This is a genomic window from Paraburkholderia phenoliruptrix (genome assembly GCF_047325075.1).
Classification (GTDB): domain Bacteria; phylum Pseudomonadota; class Gammaproteobacteria; order Burkholderiales; family Burkholderiaceae; genus Paraburkholderia; species Paraburkholderia phenoliruptrix.
Map to the genome: position 1 here is coordinate 3,751,890 of NZ_CP168531.1, position 21,364 is coordinate 3,773,253.

The following is a 21,364-nucleotide window of genomic DNA, read 5'->3' on the forward strand; positions in this document are numbered from 1 at the left end:
TTGCCGATTTGCAGGCGAGCGCTTCATGCGCAATGGATCGCAGACGCCCGTTCGAAAAGGCGTCAGACGGCGCAGAGATCCAGCTTCCGGCCCGCCCGCGGCGCCGACGGGAAAGGCCCCGTAGGAGGGGAAATGACAGGTTCGCGGGCGCGGCTCGCCGCCGCTGCCCGCGCCAAGGGAAGGAATGAAGACGCGACAGGCAAAAGCGCCCGCCGCCGCGCCTCAGGCCGCGAGCATCCAGCGCAGCGTATCGATGAACGGAATAGCCCGCACCTCCGGCACCAGCGAGCGCAGCTTCGCGGGCGAGCCGGCGAGGACCTTCACATCGGTCTGCCGGACGAAGGCGGGATTCACATGCACTTGCAGCTTATGCCCCGTCAGATCGCTGGCGGCGGACAGGATCTCGCGCAGCGTATAGGGCGTGCCCGTGCAGACGTTCACCGTCTCCGCCGTCGCATCGGAATCCAGCAACGCTTCGTAAGCGCGCGCCACATAACGCACGTCGGAGAAATCACGCGCGACGTCGATATTGCCCAACTCGATGGACGGCTCCCGGCGCGCGAAATGCTCGACGATCTTCGGCACGAGGAAGTTCGACGCCTGGCCGCGGCCCGTGTAGTTGAAGGGCCGCACGATCAGGATAGGCAGCCGGTCGAACCACGTGTGCACCATCGTTTCCATGGCCGCCTTGCTGGCAGCGTAGTGATTGACCGGCGTGAGCGGGAACGTTTCGTCGATCGCATCGCTCGTCACGTTGCCGTACACGTTCGCGCTGCTCGCAATCAGCACCTTGCGCGGCGTGTGGCCCGTCGCGGCGCAGGCCTCGAGCAGGTTCAGCGTGCCGATCACGTTGACGCGGTAAAAGTCGAGCGGATCGTCGTGGCCGACAAAGCTGATCGCAGCAAGATGCACGATGTAATCCGGCCGCACGGCTTCAATGACGCGCCGGCAGTTTTCCGGCGACGTAATGTCGAGCCTCAGGCGCGTGGGCGTTTCGCCTTCGTCGCGGCCGGCGAATGTTTCGATCACGGTATGGCCGCGATCGAGCAGATTGTCCACCAGATAGCGGCCGGTAAAGCCGCTCGCCCCGGTGACGAGCGTGCGGACGGGTTGCTTCGCATGGAAAGACGACATGCTTTCTCCGTTCACGAGGATCATCCTGCTGTGATGCAATATTGCGCCGGTCGTTCACTCTGGACCGCCGCGCGAACGCCTCACGCGCCGCCACGTTGGCATGGCGCGATGCGGGCGCTGCAAACGGGCTATTATGTCACGCTCTTTTGCTGCACCGCCCCAACGCGGCACGCGACGTGCGCCGCCGCGTGTATCGAACCGCCCCAATTCTGTCGATGACACCGTCCACCGCGCCTTCATCCGCCTCCCTCAACTCGCCGCAACGCCCGGCACCTCTCGCGTTCGGCGATCTGCAAGGCTGCCGCACGCCGTTCCAGCGACTGCTCGCCAAGGCCGCGCCGCCTGCCGGCACGCCGCTGTGGTTCGCGGGCGATCTGATCAACCGCGGCGCCGAATCGCTGGCCACGCTGCGCGACATCATCGCGCTCGGCGAGCGTGCGGTGCCGGTGCTCGGCAACCATGACCTGCATCTGCTGTCGGTGTCTGCGGGCATTCGCAAGTCGAAAAAAGGCGACACGATCGACGAAATTCTCTCAGCGCCCGACGCCGCGGACCTGCTCGAATGGGTGCGCCATCGCCCGATCGCGCATTACGAAAACGGCATGCTGATGGTGCACGCGGGCGTGGTGCCGCAATGGGACGTGAACCTGACCCTCGAACTCGCCGACGAACTCCAGCGTGCCCTGCGCGCGCCCAACTGGAAAGAAACGCTGGCGGGCCTGTACGGCAACGAACCGAGCTTATGGACGCCGAGCCTGAAGGGCATCGAGCGGCTGCGCGTGACGTGCAGCGCGTTGACGCGCGTTCGCTTTTGCAATGCCGAAGGCGCGATGGACTTCAGCAGCAGCGGCGGCCTGAACGCCGCGCCGCCGGGCTGCATGCCGTGGTTCGACGTGCCGTGGCGCAAGACCGCCGACGTGACCGTGGTGTTCGGCCATTGGGCCGCGCTCGGCTTGATGTTGCGCGACAACCTGATCGGGCTCGACTCGGGCTGCGTCTGGGGCGAAAAACTGTCGGCGGTCCGGCTCGCGGACAATCCCGCGGAGCGCACGTTGACTCAGGTGGAATGCGACAACTGCCGCGCGCGCGGCGGGAATTAACTCCGCTGTCTGAAGAAGGCCAGACGCTCAGACGCTCGGCGAACGGCCCGATTGGTCGACCGGTTCGACAAGCGTCTCGCTGGCCGGCGACGCGTCCATCTGCTCCACGACCAGCGCGCCGCTCGCCGCCGTGCCGCCCTGCATTTCGCGCAGCGCCGCCGCAATCACGCCCTGCGCTTCCGCGGCCAACGCGCGCCGGTCCGCGCCGGGCGCGAGCGGCCCGCACACGTAGACATGAGCGGTCAACGGTCCGCCGCGCAGCAGCAGATTCAACGAGTCGGCGAGCGACAGATCGTCGATATAGGCCGGCGCCGTAGACTGCCGGCCCTGCGCGTCCTCATACATGATGCACAGCGGCTGCACCGGCACGGACGCCGAGACCGCCGCCTGGAACATGTTTGCGTGAAACGGCAGCAGCGCGAGACCGTTCGACGTCGTGCCCTCCGGGAACACGCACATCAATTCGCCAGCGCCCAGCCGATCGGACAATTCGTGCATGATCCGCTTCGCGTCGCTGCGCTTTTCGCGCTGGATGAACACCGTATCCAGCTGCTGCGCGAGCCAGCCGACCAGGGGCCATTGGCGGATTTCCGCCTTGGACACGAACGGCGTCGGCCGCCACGCATTGATCACGTAGATGTCGATCCACGAAATATGATTGGCCACCACGAGCGCGCCGCGGTCGAGCCGCGCGCCGTCGTTATGCACAACAAGGCGCATGCCGCACAGGCGCAGCATTTTCAGCGACCATGCGCGATTGAGCGCGTGACGGCGGTTTGCATCGGCTTTCGGGAAACGCGTGGCAACGATCCACATGCCGTGCAGCAGATGCGCGATGAGACGGGCTTTGCGTAACGCGAGCTTCATGGTCGGAGCTTTTCCTGTCAGGTCAATGCGGGCTCGATGCCGGGCCGATGCGGGTCGATGTGGATCCATGCGCGGCGCCGTGAATCGAGCCGTGGCGCTCAGCCTTGCTCGAACGCGACGCGACCAGACACGATGGTCGCGCGCACGCGCGCCGGCAGTTCGTAACCGAGGAACGGCGTGTTATGTCCCTGGCTCTTCAGCGCGCGCGGCTCGACGCGCCAATGCGCATGGCGGTCGAACACGCACAGGTCAGCCACGCTGCCGACAGCGACGCGGCCGGCCGCGTCGAGATTCAGCACTTGCGCCGGTGCTGCCGTAATGCGGTTCAGCGCCTTGGCGAGCGGCAAGCCGGCTTCGTCGGCCCACTTCACCGTCAGCGAGAGGAACAGCTCGAGGCCGGTCGCACCCGGCGTGGCCTCGGCGAACGGCAGCAGCTTTTCGTCGTCGTCGACGGGCGTGTGATCCGAGCAGATGGCGTCGATCGTGCCGTCGACGAGCCCCGCGCGGATCGCTTCGCGATCGCGCTGCTGGCGCAGCGGCGGGTCGAGCCGGAACTGCGCGTCGAAGTAGCCGATGTCGAGGTCGATCAGATGCACGTGATTCACCGTGACGTCGCACGACACCGGCAGACCCTCGGCCTTCGCGGCGCGCACGAGCGCGATGCCCGCCGCCGACGACACATGCGACAGGTGCACCCGCGCGCCCGTCACGCGTACGAGCTCGAAAATCGTATGCAGCGCGATGGTTTCAGCCGCAACCGGCACGCCGGAAAGGCCGAGCCGGGACGCAAGCGCGCCGCTCGCGGCGACGCCGCCTTTGCCGAGATACGCGTCCACGGGACGCAGCCAGACCGTGAAGCCATAGGTCTTGGCGTATTGCAGCGCGCGCATCAGCACCTGCGTGTCGACCACCGGCGCGTCGGCTTGCGAAAAGCCGATGCAGCCCGCTTCCGTCAACTCCACCATTTCGGTGATGACCTGGCCTTTGAGCCCGACCGTCAACGCGCCAAGCGGATACACGTGCGCCTGATCGAGATTGCGCGCGCGGAACTTGAGCATTTCGACGAGACCGGGTTCGTCGAGCGTCGGGTCGGTGTCCGGCGGACACACGAGGCTCGTCACGCCGCCCGCCAGCGCCGCCGCCATTTCCGATTCGAGCGTGGCCTTGTGTTCGTAGCCCGGCTCGCGCAGCCGCGCGGACAGGTCGACGAGGCCGGGCGCGATGTGCAGGCCGCGTGCGTCGAGGGTTTGCGTCGCCTCGAAACCGGCGGGCGCGTTGCCGAGCGCGACGATCTTGCCGGCGTCGATAAAAATGTCCTGCTGCTGTTCGGTGCCCGCTGCCGGATCGATCAGCGTGCCGCCTTGAATGTGGATCTTCATTCGCTGCCTTAGTGTTTCAGCCGGTTCGTGGCCAGATTCTGCGTGGTTTGCCGCGGATGCGTGGCTCGTGCCGCGCGCTGAGGTAAGCCGCGGATCAGTCGTTATTGCCCGCGACAATCCCCATCACCGCCATGCGCACGGCGATGCCGAACGTCACCTGATTCAGGATCACCGATTGCGGACCGTCCGCGACCTGCGAGTCGATTTCCACGCCGCGGTTCATCGGGCCGGGGTGCATCACAATCGCGTCGGGCTTGGCGAGCGCGAGCCGCTCGGGCGTCAGCCCCCAGCTTTTGAAGTATTCCTGCGCCGAGGGCAACAGCGCGCCGCTCATCCGCTCGTTCTGCAGACGCAGCATGATGATCACGTCGACGTCCTTCAGACCTTCGTCGAGATTGTGGAACACGCGCACGCCCATCTGTTCGAGGCCGCCCGGCAGCAGCGTGCGCGGCCCGATCGCGCGCACTTCCGGCACGCCGAGCGTGGTCAGCGCGTGAATGTCCGAGCGCGCCACGCGCGAATGCAGAATGTCGCCGACAATCGCCACACGCAGATTCGTGAAGTCCTTCTTGTAGTGGCGGATCGTGTACATGTCGAGCAGCCCCTGCGTGGGGTGCGCATGACGGCCGTCGCCGGCATTGATCACATGCACGTGCGGCGCGCAGTGCTGGGCGATCAGATAGGGCGCGCCGCTCGACGCGTGGCGCACGACGAACATGTCGGCATGCATGGCTGACAGATTGTTGATCGTATCGAGCAACGATTCGCCCTTGCTCGTCGACGACGCGTTGATGTTCAGATTCAGCACGTCCGCCGACAAACGCGTGGCCGCAATCTCGAACGTGGTGCGCGTGCGCGTCGAGTTCTCGAAGAACAGGTTGAAGACCGACTTGCCGCGCAACAGCGGCACCTTCTTGACCTCGCGGTCCGTCACGCTGACGAACTGGCTTGCGGTGTCGAGAATATGATTGACGATCGCCTTTGGCAAACCCTCGATCGACAACAGATGTTTGAGCTCGCCGTTTTTCGTGAGCTGCGGGTTGCCCTTCAGGAAGCCATAGCGGAAGCGCTCGGTGGCGCTATCAGCGGAATCCTGCGGAGCCTGGGTGGCGGTGTTCATGGTGTACCTGCTTGCAAATACGGGCTTCAACGTGTGGGCTGGGCGAACTGCGCGTTGGCGCGCTTGTGCTCGGCTTTCCTGCTCGGCTTTCGTGCGGGCTCTTGTGTCGGGTGTGCTTGTGTTCCAGTTCTTGTGCTCGGTGACGCGCGTCCGCTAAGCGGGTTGAGGATCGGCGCCAGAGCCGCGCTCGAAGACGCGCAGACGCCGCTCAATCAACCCGTGCTTCGGTATGGAACGTGAAACGCGGCTCGCCCGCGCCGCTGGTTTCGTCGCGGGCGAGCACGAGCGTCGCGTCCGCGGGCACGTCCACCACGCCGCCGACGAAGCGCGCCGCCACCGGCAGCTCGCGCCCGCCGCGATCGGCGAGCACCGCCAGTTCGACCGCCGCCGGGCGGCCGTAGTCGTACAGTTCATTGAGCGCCGCGCGAATCGTGCGGCCGGTGTACAGCACGTCGTCGACGAGCACGATGCGCCGGCCGTCGACCGAAAATGGCAGCGAGGTAGGGCTCGCCTGCGAGTGCAAACCCTTCTTCGCGTAGTCGTCGCGATGCAGCGCGACATTGACGACGCCGAAGCTCGCCAGATTCAGATCGCGCGCAAGGCGCTCGGCGAGCCACGCGCCGCCGCTGTGGATGCCGGCCAGCACGGCGCCCTCGGCGCCTTCGCTCGCACCGAGCTTGTCGCCGTAGGCGGCGCGAATCTGGTCGAGCAGCGCGCGGTAGAGCGCTTCGGCGTCAATGGAACTCATGGTTGTCGGAAAGTCCGTCAAGATATTGCTGAAGGATGACGCTGGCCGCTTCAGCGTCGAGCATGTCGGCGCGGCCCTTGTTGGCGCGTAGCGTCGCCTCGGCCTCGACCGACGAGTAGCGCTCGTCGACCCACGTCACCGGTAGATTGAAACGGCCGTTCAACTGATTGCCGAAGCGCTTGGCGAGCTGCGTCATTTCGTGCGGCGTGCCGTCCGGATGCATCGGCAAGCCGACGACTAGCGCGTCGGGCTTCCATTGCGCGATCAGCTTGCCGAGCTCGGCAAAGCGATATTCGCGGCTGCGATTCTGCACGACGACGAGCGCCCGCGCGCTCCGGGTCAGCGAATTGCCGACCGCGACGCCGATGCGCTTTTCACCGTAGTCGAACGCAAGCAGCGTCGCCTCGCGTCCGCCCGGCAGGCTCATGCGGCGCCTCTCATGCGTGCCCAGCCTCGCCCGACAGCATGGACAGCGAGACGCCGAGCAGCGCAAGCGCAGCCTCGAAGCGCTCTTCGGCGGGCACGTCGAAGACGATTTTCGGGTCGGCCTCGACCGTCAGCCAGCCGTTTTTCGAAATCTCTTCTTCGAGCTGGCCCGCGCCCCAACCGGCGTGACCGAGCGTGAGCAGGAAGCGCTCCGGCCCGGTGCCGCTCGCGACCGCCTCGAGCACGTCTTTCGACGTGGTCATTTCGAGCCCGCCCGGCACCGACATGGACGACGTGTACGAATTGCCGTCTTTCGGATCGTGCAGCACGAAGCCGCGCTCGGTCTGCACCGGACCGCCGAAATACACGGGAACATGGAGGAGAGGCTCGATTTCGAGCTTGAGGTCGATGCGACTGAAGAGCGCTTGCAGGTCGATGTCGGTCGGCCGGTTGATCACGAGGCCGAGCGCGCCGCGCTCACTGTGATCGCAAAGGTAGACCACCGTTCCGGAAAACGTCGGATCGGCCATGTTAGGCATGGCGATCAGGAACTGGTTGGTCAGATTGATGCGATCGGTACTCTTGGACATAGTTCGGATTTTAGCAAAGACGATGCAGGATGGCGGGCTTTGAGCGTGGAGCGGCGACGCGAATCATGAAAGCGTGCCGCGAGCCATCGACGGCAAATCATGTTGCACTCTATCACGCACGCGGGGCTCGCCACGGTGCGTGTTGGGCCGGCGCGGCGGGCCTCAGTGGCGCGCTGTCCGGCCGGTGCGCCGCCAGGCACCCGCTACGCGCCGCCCTGCTCGATCGCCCGTGTGAGTGCAGCCAGCGCCGCGCCGCTCACCGGCGGCGCCACACCCGCCGCCACCTTGTGCAGCGTCGCGCGCAAGGCCTCCGCGGCGTTCTCCAGCGCGCTCGCCGCAGGGGCGTCGACGATCACATGCGCGCGCACCGCAGGTGTCGACACAGCCGCATGCGCCCGACGGCGCCACGCGAGCCCGAGCGCATCCGCCAGCAGCGCGACGTGGCCGAGGCCCAGCGCGCAGGCGGCGGATCCGAGCCGGTAGGCGGCGTCGCCGGCTTGCAGCGCTTCGCTCGGATCGGCCTTTTCCGGCTGGTCCGCGGCACGCGCATGATCGGCGAGCGCCGAGATCGCGGCGTCGGCCGTCTGCAAAAAATCTTCATACGCATGCGCATTGACGCTCAACACGCCGAGTTCGCGTGTCAACGACGTCCGCGCGCTGAACGATTGCGCCTCGACCGCGCCCGCCTCCCACAGCATTTCGGATGCCTGGGTGCCCGCGACGTGCCAGTCGACCGTCAAGCCGTAGTCGTGCAGCACCTCGACCTGGTCGGCATCTTCGGCGGCGGCGCCGAAGAGCGCGTAGTCGCGCCACAGCAGCGCGAGCGTGGCGCGCACGAGCGAGCGCTGCGCGCGCTCGATGCCGCGTGCATGGTCCGCGAGCGCGAGATTGCAGCGTGCGTAGAAACGGCGGGCGTCCGCCTCGCCGGCTGCCCGGCCGCTCACGCGCAAAGCGCGGGCGCAGGCCTTCGCGAGGCGCCAGAAATCGTAGGGATCGGGGCCGGTCAGCTCGCTGAAGACCGCGTCGAGTTCGTCCAGAGCGGCTTCGGTGGCCGCGCGCGCCGCCACACTGCCCGTGTCCGGCTGCGAGCGCAGCACCGGCAGCAGCGCGCGTTCATAGCGCGCCCGCAGATGAGCCAGTTGCTCGGCCGGCTGCGCATGAAAGGACACCGGCGGCACAGGCCGCGCGGTCAGCGCCAGATCTTCGAAAGCCACGGGGGAGGCCGCCGTGTGCTCGCCCAGATCGGCGCTCAAGACGCGGTAATGGTCGAAGAGCGTCGGGGAGCAGGCCAGTTCGCGCAGATTGTGACGCTCCAACGCCGCCCGGAAATCGCGCAACGCGGCGCCGAAGTTCGGCCGCACGCTTTCGGCCTCGGCTGGATCACCCGCGGCAAGCGGCGAGAGACGCACCAGCACATCGGCGAACCGGGTGGCGCTGAGCCAGCCGGCGCTGCGCAGCGCGTGCGAAACGCGCACCAGCGCGGTGGTCAAGCCGGTGTGCTGCTCGAAGGCCAGCAGCGCCTCCGCCAGCGCCAGCTCCGCTGGACGAACAGCGCCGCCGCGCGGATTGGGCAAGGCGTCGAAGGAAACGGGAGCTGCGGATCGAAGAGTCATGAGTTGGCGACGGAAAGTCGGCGGGCCGCCGCCTGGCACCGCGCGCAGACTGAGCGCCTAACGCGCGAACCGGCGACTGAACAATGACAAATACGCAAAAAACGTTGCGATGACGCGTGGCACGCTAACGAATGATGAACGGCCAGGGCGCCGCAAAAGATATGCAACGTGGGCTTACCGTTGCGACACTGCAAGTTCGGCGACGTTCCAACGATCCGGCGTTCCGGCGTCCTCGCTGCGGCGCGTGTCACACCTCGGCCGCGCGCCGCCGGCCGCCATCGGACCTCAGATCTGGACCATCTCGAAGTCTTCCTTGCGCGCGCCGCACTCAGGGCAGGTCCAGTTGATGGGGACGTCTTCCCAGCGCGTGCCCGGCGCAATGCCTTCGTCCGGCAAACCGGCTTCTTCGTCGTAAATCCAGCCGCAAATCAGGCACATCCAGCTTTGATATTCCATTCTTGTGTCGCGTCGTGAAGTCCGTGGAAACGGGAGCCATGATGGTACCGTGTTGCCGCCCCAATGCCTAGCAATGGCAAACGCCCAGTCCAAGTCTCGGAGGGTCTTCGGCTATGCAAGATGGGTCAAACGGCGCAGCGTGCGGCGCCGGGTCACAGGCGCGCGACAGCCGGGCCGCGCGGTATCGCGCGAAGCCGTCCAGATGCGAAAAAACGCCCTCGCGTCGGTTTAGGACGCATAATTGAGCCAATTGCGCACCGAGTGCGCCGAAAACACTGCTCCTTTGTAAAACTTCATGCCCAGCGACACGCCTCCGATCGTCCTCACCTTCGGCCTTTCCGACCCCACCGGTGGCTCCGGCCTGCAAGCCGACCTGATGACCCTTGCCAGCATGGGTTGTCACGGCGCCTCCGTGCTCACCGGCTACACCGTGCGCGACTCGGCAACCTGCGACGAAGTCAACGGACTCGATCCCGAAGTGGTGGCGACCCAGGCGCGCATGCTGCTCGAGGACATGCCGATTGCGGCGTTCAAGGTCGGCGCCTGCACGCGCGCCGAAGTGGTGAGCGCGATCGCCGAAGTGGTAGCGGATTACGACGACATTCCGCTGATTCTCGCCCCCGACTTCACGCTCGACGACGAACATGTGCTCGCCGCAGACGAACTGCGCGAAGCCATCGCCGATCTGCTCGCGCCGCAAACCACGCTGCTCGTCGCCGATTCCGCCACCCTGCTCGCGCTTGCGCAGCCGGACGGCGACGCCGAAGCGCCGAGCCTCGACGCGGCGATCTCGCATTTGCTGTCGCACGGCTGCGAATACATCCTTTCGACGGAAACCGGCACGCACCGGCTCGTCAATACGCTTTTCAGCGAAGACGGCCAGTTGCGTCAGGACATGTGGGACCGCGGTAACAACCGCATCATGGGCTTGACCGACACGCTCGGTTCGGCGATCGCGGCATTGCTCGCCAACGGACAGGAGCCTGCCGAGGCGGTCCGCGAGGCTCAGGAGTATCTGTATCAGGCCGTGCAGAGCGCGTTCCGACCGGGTATGGGTGCATATATGCCGGATCGTTTTTTCTGGGCCCGCAGCAGCGACGAGGAGACGCCGCCGGCGAGCGGAAAGGATGCAGCGCCCGGGGAAGCCCGGCACTGACGCCGCTGGCAATATCTCGCTCAGCGGTTGTCGCTCTGATCGGACGCGGCTCGGAAGCGCGCATGTATATATTGGCCCTCTCCACCGCACGCTCGTCCGCTTAGCCCGACTGGCCGCAAACGTTTGCCAACATGTATGATTTTGGGCTCGTGCGGCCCAAGCTTCGCCGCTTGGGCGCTCGGAACGGAATGTGCCGAGCCAGTCCACCTCTGTAGCAAAAATGATTGCAAACGGCTCGGGCGGCCACTATCCGCCGGCCATTGCCGACGTGGGCGTCCAGGGTCGCGGTTGGCACTGCGTTTAAGCTTTCAGGAACATGAGAATGGAGCAATCCTGCGGCCTCGTACAAGGCTTCCACGGCAGCATCAAACTCGCGGACAGAATGCGGATTCTCCGCCAGAAGCCGGTCACGATCTGGCTCACCGGCCTCTCGGGAGCGGGCAAGTCGACGATCGCCTTCGAGCTGGAACGGCAACTCGTCGCGCAAGGCCACGCTTGCTACGTGCTCGACGGCGACAATGTTCGCCACGGCCTCGGCAGCGACCTCGGCTTCGACCCGGACGACCGCCACGAAAACATCCGCCGCGTGGCGCACGTCGCGCAGTTGATGAATGACGCCGGCCTCATCGTCATCACCGCCCTCATTTCGCCGATGCGCGCCGACCGGGCCATGGCGCGCGACATCATCGGCGCGGGCAATTTCATCGAGACGTACCTGTCGGCATCCGTCGCGACCTGCACGCGCCGCGACCCCAAAGGGCTCTACGCGAAGGCGCTGGCCGGCGAGATCCCCGTGTTCACCGGCATCTCGGCGCCCTATGAAGCGCCCGTCGATCCGGAACTCGTGATCGACACCGCCACTTTGACACCAGGCGAAAGCGTGGCCGGCATCTTCCGATACTTGCGCGAGCATTGCCTCGCGCTTGCGGCCTAGCCGGCAAACGCGGCCCAAAAAACAGAAAGCCAAAGAAAAACCCGCCTGAGCGGGTTTTTCTTTGGCTTTGCGCACCTCGCGGTGCGCTCTTCCATCAACGCCCGGGTGAGCCTCATTGAAGAGACCCACCCGGGAGCGGACACGAATTTACATGTCCATGCCCATGCCGCCCATGCCGCCGGGCATGCCGCCAGGCATCGGTGCATCTTCCTTCGGCAGTTCGCAAACAGCTGCGTCGGTGGTCAGCAGGAGACCTGCAACCGATGCTGCGTTTTGCAGCGCCGTGCGCGTCACCTTCGTCGGGTCCACGACACCCGCGTCAACCAGGTCGACGTACTCGCCGGTTGCTGCGTTGTAGCCGTAGTTGCCCTGGCCAGCAGCAACTGCTGCCACCACGACGCTGGCTTCTTCGCCGCCGTTCGTGACGATCTGGCGCAGCGGCTCTTCCATGGCGCGCAGGACGATCTTGATACCTGCGTCCTGATCGGCGTTAGCGCCCTTCAGGCCGGCGATCGCCGTACGTGCACGGATCAGCGCAACACCGCCGCCGGCCACGATGCCTTCTTCCACAGCTGCGCGCGTTGCGTGCAGTGCGTCTTCGACACGTGCCTTCTTTTCCTTCATTTCGACTTCGGTCGCAGCACCGACCTTGATCACTGCAACGCCGCCTGCCAGCTTGGCAACGCGCTCTTGCAGCTTTTCACGGTCGTAGTCCGACGTCGCTTCTTCGATCTGCTTGCGCACTTGCTTGACGCGAGCTTCGATGTTCGCAGCTTCGCCAGCGCCGTCGATGATCGTCGTGTTTTCCTTGCCCACTTCGATGCGCTTCGCCTGGCCCAGTTCTGCCAGCGTTGCCTTTTCGAGCGTCAGGCCGGTTTCTTCAGCGATGACCTGGCCGCCGGTCAGGATCGCGATGTCTTCCAGCATGGCCTTACGACGGTCGCCGAAGCCCGGAGCCTTCACAGCAACGGTCTTCAGGATGCCGCGGATGTTGTTCACCACCAGCGTTGCCAGTGCTTCGCCTTCGACGTCTTCAGCGATGATCAGGAGCGGACGGCCGGCCTTTGCGACTTGTTCCAGAACCGGCAGCAGGTCACGAATGTTCGAGACCTTCTTGTCGTGCAGCAGCACGAACGGGTTTTCCAGAACGGCGACTTGCTTGTCCGGGTTGTTGATGAAGTACGGCGACAGGTAGCCGCGGTCGAATTGCATACCTTCGACGACGTCCAGCTCGTCTTGCAGCGACTTGCCGTCTTCGACGGTAATGACGCCTTCCTTGCCGACCTTGTCCATGGCTTCAGCAATGCGCTCGCCGATCGACGTGTCGCTGTTTGCCGAGATCGCGCCGACTTGTGCGATTTCCTTGTTGGTCGTGCACGGCTTGCTGATCTTGCGCAGTTCCTCGATTGCAGCAGCCACTGCCTTGTCGATACCGCGCTTCAGGTCCATCGGGTTCATGCCCGATGCAACGTACTTCATGCCTTCGCGGACGATGGACTGAGCCAGAACCGTAGCGGTCGTGGTGCCGTCACCTGCGTTGTCGCTGGTCTTGGAAGCCACTTCCTTGACCATTTGCGCGCCCATGTTCTGGAGCTTGTCCTTCAGTTCGATCTCTTTTGCGACCGACACACCGTCCTTCGTGACCGTCGGGCCGCCGAAGCTGCGTTCCAGGACCACGTTGCGGCCCTTCGGACCCAGCGTAACCTTCACAGCGTTCGCGAGGATGTTCACGCCTTCGACCATCTTGGCACGGGCGGAATCACCGAATACGACGTCTTTAGCTGCCATCTTCTAACTCCTTGAATTCTTTGGATATAACCTTGGCAAGTAGCGGCTTTGCGCTTACTTGTTCACCACGGCCATGATGTCTTCTTCGCGCATGACGAGCAGTTCGTTGCCGTCGACCTTGACGGTCTGGCCTGCGTACTTGCCGAACAGAACGCGGTCGCCGACCTTCACGTCGAGGGCGATTGCTGCGCCCTTGTCGTCACGCTTGCCCGGGCCGACTGCCAGGATTTCGCCCTGATCCGGCTTTTCTGCTGCGGCTTCGGGGATCACGATGCCCGACGCGGTCTTGGTTTCTTGATCCAGACGCTTGACGATCACGCGATCATGCAAAGGACGAAGGTTCATACATACTCCTCTCTTGATTGAGACTGAAGAACGCTTGGAAAACCCGGCTGGCCGAGCCAACCGGCGAAGTTGTTAGCACTCTCGTGCAGTGAGTGCTAATTATATGGACGGGTGGTGACAAATTCAAGAAGCTGGGAGCAGACGCGCCGAAGGTCGTCCAACTCTTGACTTTGTTGAGTCTGGAGCACACCGTTTTAGAGCAGAATGCCCCTGAAATACAGGTACTTACGATCAAAAACCCTTTTCATCTGGCGGTCCAGCCGGAGCCTCACGGCCGACTATTTGATGCGCGATGGCGCTGCTCACATCACATCAGTGAAAACCCGAAGGCCAGGCTTTAAGCACAGTGGTCACACTCGCACGCCGATTCTGCGGGCGTGTGCGAACATCTCGCGTTAGCCGTGGCGCGTCTTTCATTCGCGGTCGTCCGTGCTCCCGCGGCAAGAAAACCCGCGACTTTCTCCTCCATACCGCGGCACGACAAGGAACCGTGGGCTTCAGAGGCGGCTCAGTCCAAGCTCATCCGGATCGCCTTCCGCTGTGGAGCGGTCACTCGCCCGCTGGCCTCGTCGCGAGCCATAGTCCGCAGCGGTCGCTCGCGCGGCCCCAACGTCAAAGTTGCGGATCGAGCAGCGCGACGGCGCGGTCCAGCAACTTTTCGAGGAGTGGACGGCGGCGCCAGTCGTCGAGCGAAATGCGTTTTGCCCGGGCGACGTCGCGATCGAAAATCGCCGCTTGCTGGCGCGCGAAATCCCGGTCGTAGATGTTCAGATTCGCTTCGTCGTTGAGTTTGAACGAGCGGCTGTCGAAGTTTGTCGAGCCGACCGACACCAGATACTCGTCGACGACAAGCAGCTTGCAGTGGAACATCGTCGGCTGATATTCGTGCATTTCGATGCCCGCCGCGAGCAGGTCGCCCCAGCATGCACGCGACGCCTCGCGCACCGTGTGGGCGTCGATGCGCTTGCCGGGAGTAATGACGCGAACCCTCACACCGCGCCTCGCCGCCTCGACGAGCGCATTGATCGTCAGCTTGTCCGGTACGAAGTACGCGCTCGACAGATGGATCGAATGCGTGGCGGCGGTGGTGGCCATCAGATACATCAGCTGCATGTCGTCGCTGCCGCCCGAAGGCGAGCTGCTGAACATGTGCGCGAGGCCGTTTCCGGCAGCGTCGATTTCCGGAAAGTAGTGCGAGCCGTGCAGCACGTTTCCTGTCGCCTTGACCCAGTTGTCCATGAAGACGGCCTGCATCTGTCCGACAACCGGACCTTCGACGCGAAAGTGCGTATCGCGCCAGTGCTTCTCGTCCTGCGCGTGCCCGGTCCATTCGTCGGCAATACCCACGCCGCCCGTAAAGCCGATGCGTCCGTCGATCACCAGCAGCTTGCGATGCGTGCGGTCGTTCATGCGGCCGAGACCGGTCCAATGCGGCTTGTGATACTGGATGACCTCCGCGCCCGCGTCGCGCAGCATCTGGAGATAGCGCCTGTCCATCTTCGACGAACCGACCCAGTCGAGCAACACATGCACGGCGATACCCGCACGCGCCTGGTCCGAGAGTGCGCGTGCGATGTCCTCCCCGATCGCGCCGGACCAGTAAATGAAGGTCTCGAAGGTGATCGTGCGCTGCGCCGAGCGGATGCCTTCCAGCATCGACGGAAAGATTTCGTCGCCGTTCAGGAGCACCTCGAAGCGATTGCCTCCGACGACGGCCGGGCCGAGCAGCAGCCCCATCGAACGTGTGAATTGCGAATCGTCGCTGGCGTACAGGCGCTCGATCTTGTGCTCGATCTTCTTCTCGCCGCTCGTCAGATTCGCGATGAGAAGCACGAGGAAGAGCGTGACCGCGACAGTGAGGACAATCAGGGCAATCGTCGGCATGCACGGGCCTCGCGTAGCGAACATTCGTCCGGAACTGTTAGTGTACGAGCGTTCCGCACCGCCGATGGATCAATACTTATGTCAGCGCTTCACCGGCATCCAGTCCTGGTTCTAGCAAAAATCAAACGAAAAAAGCCCGGCGATTTCGCGCCGGGCTCGAGGGCCGCCAATTCTCAGCGGTTACATCATCAGGCGTTATTCGCGCTGTTGCCGTTGCGTGCTTCGATAACGACGGCCTTCACTGCCTTGACGCCGATACCGAGTTGCTTCTTCGCGACGGCCAGACCGTAACTCGCAGCGATTTCGTCGCTGTCCTTGACGCCGTTCGGCTCGATCACGACCAGCGTACCGTCGTTGAGCATCCGAACGCGATATTCCGTCACCGCGCCGTCTGCACGAACTACCGTGCCATTCTTCCAGTCGCTGCCCTTGCCCTTCAGGTCCGGCGTCTTGTTGATCAAGCTCGGCGTACCTTCCAGTTCAATGGCGTTGCCGCGATCGACCACGTGGAACGTGCCACGGTTGTCCAGCGCTTCCGGACGGTCCGAGCGGAACACGACGAGCGTGTTACGTTGTGCGCGTTCTTCAGGCGCGTCATTCAGGCCCAGGCTCGCCTTGCCGTCCATACGCAGGACAGATGTCGAGAGCGCACCGTCAGCGATATCCACGGCATCGCCACGTTGAGCCACGGTCACCGGCAAACCAACGATGAGCGCCGGAACTTCCGTCTTCGCGATTGTCTGGTCGCTGATGACCTTGCCTGCGTTTTTCGTGGCTTGCGCCGTACCGTTCACACCCGTGGCGTCAGCAACGAGCGCGGACGGGTTGTAGCCCGGGCGAACGTCTGCCTGTGCGAGGACAGCGGAAGTGTCGAGAATGTAGTTGCCTGCATCCGCACCAGCCAACGACAGACCTTCGCCGTTCACCGGCTTGTTAGTGCCGATGTTGCTGTTGTCGAACCTGCCGGTATTGCCGACGATCGAGACGTTATCGCCCGCAACCACGCCATGGAGCGCCAGATCGCCCACTGCTGCAACCGTGTTGCCGTCATACGGCTTGTCCTTCGCAGAACCGGTCAACGTGATCGACTTTGGCGTAATGTCTGCCGTAGCGACTTCGTGCTTCGTGTCGAGAACGTAGTTGCCCGAGTCGTCACCCACGAGCGAGAGCCCTTGGCCGTTCACGGATTTGGACTTGCCGACGTTCTTCGTGTCGAACTGGCCGGTCGTGCCGTCTGCGGCAACAGCATCTTGACCGATCACACCAATCAGCTTCACGTTGCTCAGGTCAGCCGTGACGTTGCCGTCATAGGTCTTGTCCTTTGCGTTCGCGCTAGCCGTGATGAGCTTCCGATCGATGTCGGCGTGCGCAACGACGTCGTTTGCGAGAACGTAGTTGTTGGCGTCGGCACCCGTCAGACCGAGGCCGGTTGCGTGGACAGCCTTGCCCGTACCTGCGTTCCTGTCTTCGAACGTAGCGCCGGTCGCAGTCGAATCAATGTTGTCGCCGCTAATGGTGCCGTTCAGCGCGATTGCACCGATCGTGGCCGTGGCGGTCGCATCGTAGACCTTGTTCTCGGCTGTAGCGCTTGCCGTGATCGTCTTCTTCGTGATCGAAGCACCCGTGACCGTCGTCGTCAGATCATAGTTCTGTGCGTCTGCACCCGCCAGCGACAGACCGGAACCGACAACAGACTTGCCCGTACCGGCATTCTTGTCAGAGAACGAGCCGGTATTGCCAGAGATGGACAGCTTGTCACCCGCAACAATGTCAGCTGCGTTCAGTGACACGTTCGTCAGATCCGCACGGGTTGTGCCGTCGTACACCTTGTCCTGCGCCGCAGCCGTGCCCGTGATCGCGCGTTTGCTGATGTCGGCGGTCATGTGCAGCGTTGCATCCTGCGAACCCGAAGCCAGCACATAGTTGCCCGCGTCGTTGCCCGTCAGCGACGTAGTAACCGTCACGTCCTTGCCGACGCCCGCATTCTTGTCTGCAAACTGGCCGCTTGCCGACGTGCTGACGTTGTCGCCGGCAATAACGCCAGTAACGGTCGTGTGAGCCGTGGTCGCGGTGTTGCCGTCATAGACCTTGCCGTCCACGGTCGTCACGCTCGTGAGGGCCTTCGGCGTGATCGTGCCAATGTCACCCGAAAGCGTGTCTTCCGCGAGACGGTAGCCATAGACCTGTACGACCTTCGAGCCGTCCGGATTCGTGCTGCCCTGGTTCTGCGCGACGCCCAGCTTCACACCGGACAGCGTAACCGTCTTGCCCGTACCTGCGTTCTTGTCGCTGAATTGTGCGTTCGCCAGGTTCGCGTCATTCAGGATTGCGAGCGGGACCTTGTCGCCGTCAATGCCGACGAGGCCGGAGACCGCGACGTTACCGAGCGTGACCGTGTTGCCCGTTTGCGTACCGTTTGCATCCGTAACCACGGTCGTGTTCGTTTGCGTGGCGGTCGTGCCGTCGTAGGTCTTCGTGACGGTGCCGACAAGCTGACCGGTCAGGACTGCAGAACGCGAGTACAGGTAACCGTTCTTGCCCGCCTGGTCGCCGTTCAGGATTTGAACGAGGTCCGCACGATTGCCCACCGGATCGGTGATGACACCATTCAGGTCCGGTTGACCACGGTCATCGAGCGATGCCACGTCAGTGCCCACCCACTTGCCGTTGACGTTGCTGTACGTGCCGTCCGATTCCTTATACGTCGCTTCATAGACCTTGAAATCGACATCCAGATCGCGCCCGACATCCTTGTCCGGCGTGGTGGAGTAGACGAGCCAGCGACCGCCCGCCCCTACCGTCAACGCATCGGAGCCGCGGTCGTTCACAAAGTTGCCGCCTTGCGACTCCTGCACGTCGGTGGACTTGTGGTCTGCCGTTGCTGCTGCGAGGATCGCGTTCGTCCCGGCCGTGACCGTGCCATTCGTCGTGATCACGACGTTGCCACGGCCCGTGCTCGTTGCAGTTTGATCTGCGTTTGCATCGCTGCCGACGTTGGCCTTGTTGTGGTCAACGGAATCCGCTGCCTGGATGAGCACCGAACCGGTGTTGTTCGTGACTGCACCATTCACGACAGCCGTGCCGCCGATCAGGCCAACCTGGCCGGCTGCGTTGAAGGTGAAGGGCGCGGAGGTACCATCCATGTGACCGACTTCGATCGTACCGAGATGATCGGTGCTGCCGAGCACGAGCGAGGGCGTGCCTTGCTGTTGCAGATAAGCGAGGTCGCTTGCGCTCAGGAACGTGCTGGACGTCGTATTGCCGGTAACCGAACCGTCGCGGTTGACGGTGCCGTTACCGAGGACCACACCCTGGTCGTTGCTGACAAAGATGTTCGTGCCCTTGTCGGCCGACGCCAGTTGCAGACCGGTCGTCGCGAGGCCCGTCACACCCGTGTGGCTGATTGCGATCGTGCCGCCCTCCAGACCGACGAGACCCGTGGTGGTCGTTCTCGCTCCGGTCTTGTCCAGAACGGACGGGTCGAGCGTCGTGCCCGAGTCGAGCGTGACGGTGCTGTCCTTGTCCGTCTTGATCGTAGCGCCGCCGTGAATCTCCCAACCGGAGGTATTGACGTTGCCGCCTACGTTTAGACTACCGCCGAGAATCGTCTTGTTGGCGGGTTTCGTTCCGCCCGGACCACCAGCATCCGGAACAGCCCGGAACGTGCCCGCCTGACGGGAGCAGCTACCATCGGCACAGACGAGATCGACGGCACTACCGTAGGTGAACGTCGCGGTTTGGCCCGAGTTCCAACCCCACGCGTAGTTAAAATCGCCGCCGTTGGTCTTGATCTTACTGCTCACAACCAGATTGCCGCCACCCGCGTGATCCGAATCGGCGTGGATGTAGATGTAGCCGCAATACGTCGTCAGATCGCCGGAAATGGCGAGACCGTCCGCGCCCAGAAGCGTAATCGTACCTGCGCCCGGCGTCGCACCATTCACGCCGGTCCAATTGGTGCTGCCATAAGCGCTCGTGGAAGTGGATTTGCCGTTTGCGTCGAGCCCGCCCAATGCCACGAGGTTGAAAACACCCTGATTGGTGTCGGGATTGTTGCCCGTATTGTTGCCGATGTGACCAGTGGGATTACCGCTGCCAAGGTACTGCCCGGCCTCCATATAAATGGAACCAGCCCCCGACACTTCAAGGGTATTGTTCTTGTTGTCGAACGTGATGAAGCTGTTGTTCGCGCCCGTGACGGCCTTGAAACTCACGCCATCCTGAAGCTTGATCTTGCCGTCGCCCGTGGTATAGCCCGCAGCCGTGCCCGTGGGCCCGTGCACAACTTGCGTCAGCGCATTGCCGTTCGCATCCTTCGTCAGGTCGTTGAAGTGAATCAACGTATTGGCGTAAAGGCTGACATTGGCCTCTTGTGCTTCCAGCGTGCTCTCGTAGATATTCAGAACACCGGTGGTATTCGTCTTTCCCCAGTCCGAAGGATTGGTGCTCGCACTTGCCGGAGCTTCACCGCCCCAGATCTGGATCGTGTCCGGGTCAAGCAACAGCGTACCTGCTGCGCCGAGCGTGGACAGACCATGCGTCACGCCCGTATAGCTCAGACCCGTCTTGCCGGAGACTTCGGCGAAACCACCGTTACCACCGTTCTTGCCGCCACGGATAAAAATCTCGCCCGAGAACGCATTGGTACCGTCCGACCAGACCGCGACCGTACCGCCATTGCCCTTTTGCGTGGCATCCGCCGACAGAACAACGTTCTTGCCCGCTGTGACCGTCGTCGCATTGTTCACAGTAGCGTCTTCACCATGAAGACCGCCACCGATCTTGATCGTACCGCCCCCCAATGCACCATCGGCCTTGATCGTCGCATTGTCGATCGCGATGGTCTTGCCTTCAATCACGACGTTACCGCCCACGCCGTCAGCCGACGAGACGTTCAGCGTTCCCGCCACGGTCGTATTGCCGTTTGCCGGGTCGTTGTCCAGAACGATGCGACCGTTCTTCGATTGCAGCGAACGCGCTTCAATCACGCCCGTGTTGTTGACCACGCTGCTAATAGCTGCGTCAGCAGCACGCGCCGTCAGCACCACTGCGGAGCCGTCAGCCGAAATCTGGCCTTCGTTGCTCACCAGTGCGTCGAGCGTGCCCTTCGTGACCTGAACGCTGACGAGACCGTCGCCGTTGAAGTCCAGATTGACGTCTTGCCCGGCTGCGAGTGCAACGCCCTTCGCGTTGATCGAGCCCTGGTTCGTGACTTGCTGACCGATCAGCACGACCACGCCCTGGCTATTGATCTTGCCCTGGTTGACGATGTTGCCCATCGCTCCGGTGAACTTCGTTTTTCCCGCGAGGAAGTCGCTGTCGCTGATGTTCGCGCTCGAAGCAACGAGCCCCGCAACGTTGATGCTCGCGCCCTTGCCGATGACCACGCCGCCGGGGTTGATGAGCCACACCTGGCCGTTCGCGTTCATGGCGCCAAGAATCTGGCTCGCGCCATTACCGCCGATGACCCGGTTCAGCGAAACGGCCGCGCTGTTCGGTTGTGCGAACGTGACAGAATTGCCTTCGCCAATGTCAAAGCCGTTCCAGTTCGTGACCATCTTTCCGGAATTCTGGGTGATAGTCATGGACGAACCGTTTTGCGTGATCGAGCCCTGGCCCGCCACGATTTGACCGCCAGTCGGAAGCGGCGGGGCTGCGTACGCTGCGTCTGCGACGGCAATGACACCGAGGACTGCGAGCAGGGCCGCGCTACGTGTACTGCGTTTGCCGCGAGCGTTGGTGTTCTCGGCGACGGCGACGAATGAACCGATCGTGGCATTCCACACCAGCCGATAGACGTGATTCAGGGATGCTTTCTTCATTT

Annotated in this window: 16 protein-coding genes; 3 read left to right on the forward strand and 13 right to left on the reverse strand. The window is 63.5% G+C overall.

Annotation, left to right across the window (positions count from 1 at the left end; translation table 11 throughout):
• Positions 1 to 222 precede the first annotated feature (222 nt).
• On the reverse strand, positions 223 to 1,134 hold the full coding sequence (locus tag ACEN8U_RS28580; protein ID WP_028362556.1) for a GDP-mannose 4,6-dehydratase: 912 nt from the start codon (positions 1,132 to 1,134) through the stop codon (positions 223 to 225).
• Between the two features lie 215 nt (positions 1,135 to 1,349).
• Between ACEN8U_RS28580 and ACEN8U_RS28585 the strand changes: the two genes are divergently transcribed.
• A complete protein-coding gene (locus tag ACEN8U_RS28585) occupies positions 1,350 to 2,234 on the forward strand; it encodes a symmetrical bis(5'-nucleosyl)-tetraphosphatase (protein WP_413658210.1) in 885 nt (294 codons plus the stop codon).
• Positions 2,235 to 2,261: 27 nt separating this feature from the next.
• On the opposite strand, the gene ACEN8U_RS28590 is transcribed toward ACEN8U_RS28585, so the two are convergent.
• The 8 genes from ACEN8U_RS28590 to ACEN8U_RS28625 form a co-directional block, all read right to left on the reverse strand.
• Positions 2,262 to 3,101, reverse strand: a complete 840-nt coding sequence (locus tag ACEN8U_RS28590; protein WP_310105623.1) for a lysophospholipid acyltransferase family protein — start codon at positions 3,099 to 3,101, stop codon at positions 2,262 to 2,264.
• Positions 3,102 to 3,199: 98 nt separating this feature from the next.
• Entirely contained in the window at positions 3,200 to 4,480 is a 1,281-nt protein-coding gene (locus ACEN8U_RS28595; RefSeq protein ID WP_015001842.1) for a dihydroorotase, read from the reverse strand.
• Positions 4,481 to 4,574: 94 nt separating this feature from the next.
• The gene (locus ACEN8U_RS28600; RefSeq protein WP_006048658.1) at positions 4,575 to 5,600 is read right to left on the reverse strand and encodes an aspartate carbamoyltransferase catalytic subunit; all 1,026 of its coding nucleotides are present in this window, start codon (positions 5,598 to 5,600) and stop codon (positions 4,575 to 4,577) included.
• 208 nt (positions 5,601 to 5,808) lie between these two features.
• Positions 5,809 to 6,348 carry a bifunctional pyr operon transcriptional regulator/uracil phosphoribosyltransferase PyrR gene (gene pyrR, locus ACEN8U_RS28605; protein WP_015001841.1) on the reverse strand — a complete coding sequence of 180 codons (540 nt, stop codon included), beginning with the start codon at positions 6,346 to 6,348 and terminating at the stop codon, positions 5,809 to 5,811.
• Complete coding sequence (gene ruvX / locus ACEN8U_RS28610; protein WP_013587363.1) at positions 6,335 to 6,775, reverse strand: Holliday junction resolvase RuvX; 441 nt, start codon at positions 6,773 to 6,775, stop codon at positions 6,335 to 6,337. Before ruvX ends, pyrR begins: the two co-directional genes overlap by 14 nt.
• 10 nt (positions 6,776 to 6,785) lie before the next feature.
• Positions 6,786 to 7,364 (reverse strand): YqgE/AlgH family protein, encoded by a 579-nt coding sequence (locus tag ACEN8U_RS28615; protein WP_013587362.1) that lies wholly within the window; start codon positions 7,362 to 7,364, stop codon positions 6,786 to 6,788.
• Between the two features lie 203 nt (positions 7,365 to 7,567).
• Positions 7,568 to 8,977 (reverse strand): hypothetical protein, encoded by a 1,410-nt coding sequence (locus ACEN8U_RS28620; protein WP_310105615.1) that lies wholly within the window; start codon positions 8,975 to 8,977, stop codon positions 7,568 to 7,570.
• A gap of 285 nt (positions 8,978 to 9,262) precedes the next feature.
• The gene (locus tag ACEN8U_RS28625; protein WP_006047743.1) at positions 9,263 to 9,433 is read right to left on the reverse strand and encodes a rubredoxin; all 171 of its coding nucleotides are present in this window, start codon (positions 9,431 to 9,433) and stop codon (positions 9,263 to 9,265) included.
• Positions 9,434 to 9,728: 295 nt separating this feature from the next.
• Here ACEN8U_RS28625 and ACEN8U_RS28630 point away from each other — a divergent pair, with 295 nt between their 5' ends.
• Positions 9,729 to 10,589: a hydroxymethylpyrimidine/phosphomethylpyrimidine kinase gene (locus ACEN8U_RS28630; protein WP_028362548.1), complete on the forward strand. Its 861-nt coding sequence runs from the start codon at positions 9,729 to 9,731 to the stop codon at positions 10,587 to 10,589.
• A 322-nt stretch (positions 10,590 to 10,911) separates the two neighbouring features.
• Entirely contained in the window at positions 10,912 to 11,523 is a 612-nt protein-coding gene (cysC, locus tag ACEN8U_RS28635; protein ID WP_310105613.1) for an adenylyl-sulfate kinase, read from the forward strand.
• Between the two features lie 147 nt (positions 11,524 to 11,670).
• Here the strand turns inward: cysC and groL are convergent, their stop codons facing one another.
• The 4 genes from groL to ACEN8U_RS28655 form a co-directional block, all read right to left on the reverse strand.
• Positions 11,671 to 13,311: a chaperonin GroEL gene (gene groL / locus ACEN8U_RS28640; RefSeq protein ID WP_013587357.1), complete on the reverse strand. Its 1,641-nt coding sequence runs from the start codon at positions 13,309 to 13,311 to the stop codon at positions 11,671 to 11,673.
• 54 nt (positions 13,312 to 13,365) lie between these two features.
• Positions 13,366 to 13,656: a co-chaperone GroES gene (gene groES, locus ACEN8U_RS28645; RefSeq protein ID WP_013587356.1), complete on the reverse strand. Its 291-nt coding sequence runs from the start codon at positions 13,654 to 13,656 to the stop codon at positions 13,366 to 13,368.
• A 612-nt stretch (positions 13,657 to 14,268) separates the two neighbouring features.
• Positions 14,269 to 15,540: a cardiolipin synthase gene (gene cls / locus ACEN8U_RS28650; protein ID WP_310105609.1), complete on the reverse strand. Its 1,272-nt coding sequence runs from the start codon at positions 15,538 to 15,540 to the stop codon at positions 14,269 to 14,271.
• 188 nt (positions 15,541 to 15,728) lie between these two features.
• Positions 15,729 to 21,362: a beta strand repeat-containing protein gene (locus ACEN8U_RS28655; protein ID WP_310105606.1), complete on the reverse strand. Its 5,634-nt coding sequence runs from the start codon at positions 21,360 to 21,362 to the stop codon at positions 15,729 to 15,731.
• Between the last annotated feature and the right edge of the window lie 2 nt (positions 21,363 to 21,364).

Coding starts and splice junctions, on each gene's coding strand:
- ACEN8U_RS28580 (WP_028362556.1), bottom strand. CDS start 1,134: ATGTCGTCTTTCCATGCGAAGCAACCCGTCCGCACGCTCGTCACCGGG.
- ACEN8U_RS28585 (WP_413658210.1), top strand. CDS start 1,350: ATGACACCGTCCACCGCGCCTTCATCCGCCTCCCTCAACTCGCCGCAA.
- ACEN8U_RS28590 (WP_310105623.1), bottom strand. CDS start 3,101: ATGAAGCTCGCGTTACGCAAAGCCCGTCTCATCGCGCATCTGCTGCAC.
- ACEN8U_RS28595 (WP_015001842.1), bottom strand. CDS start 4,480: ATGAAGATCCACATTCAAGGCGGCACGCTGATCGATCCGGCAGCGGGC.
- ACEN8U_RS28600 (WP_006048658.1), bottom strand. CDS start 5,600: ATGAACACCGCCACCCAGGCTCCGCAGGATTCCGCTGATAGCGCCACC.
- pyrR (WP_015001841.1), bottom strand. CDS start 6,348: ATGAGTTCCATTGACGCCGAAGCGCTCTACCGCGCGCTGCTCGACCAG.
- ruvX (WP_013587363.1), bottom strand. CDS start 6,775: ATGAGCCTGCCGGGCGGACGCGAGGCGACGCTGCTTGCGTTCGACTAC.
- ACEN8U_RS28615 (WP_013587362.1), bottom strand. CDS start 7,364: ATGTCCAAGAGTACCGATCGCATCAATCTGACCAACCAGTTCCTGATC.
- ACEN8U_RS28620 (WP_310105615.1), bottom strand. CDS start 8,977: ATGACTCTTCGATCCGCAGCTCCCGTTTCCTTCGACGCCTTGCCCAAT.
- ACEN8U_RS28625 (WP_006047743.1), bottom strand. CDS start 9,433: ATGGAATATCAAAGCTGGATGTGCCTGATTTGCGGCTGGATTTACGAC.
- ACEN8U_RS28630 (WP_028362548.1), top strand. CDS start 9,729: ATGCCCAGCGACACGCCTCCGATCGTCCTCACCTTCGGCCTTTCCGAC.
- cysC (WP_310105613.1), top strand. CDS start 10,912: ATGGAGCAATCCTGCGGCCTCGTACAAGGCTTCCACGGCAGCATCAAA.
- groL (WP_013587357.1), bottom strand. CDS start 13,311: ATGGCAGCTAAAGACGTCGTATTCGGTGATTCCGCCCGTGCCAAGATG.
- groES (WP_013587356.1), bottom strand. CDS start 13,656: ATGAACCTTCGTCCTTTGCATGATCGCGTGATCGTCAAGCGTCTGGAT.
- cls (WP_310105609.1), bottom strand. CDS start 15,540: ATGCCGACGATTGCCCTGATTGTCCTCACTGTCGCGGTCACGCTCTTC.
- ACEN8U_RS28655 (WP_310105606.1), bottom strand. CDS start 21,362: ATGAAGAAAGCATCCCTGAATCACGTCTATCGGCTGGTGTGGAATGCC.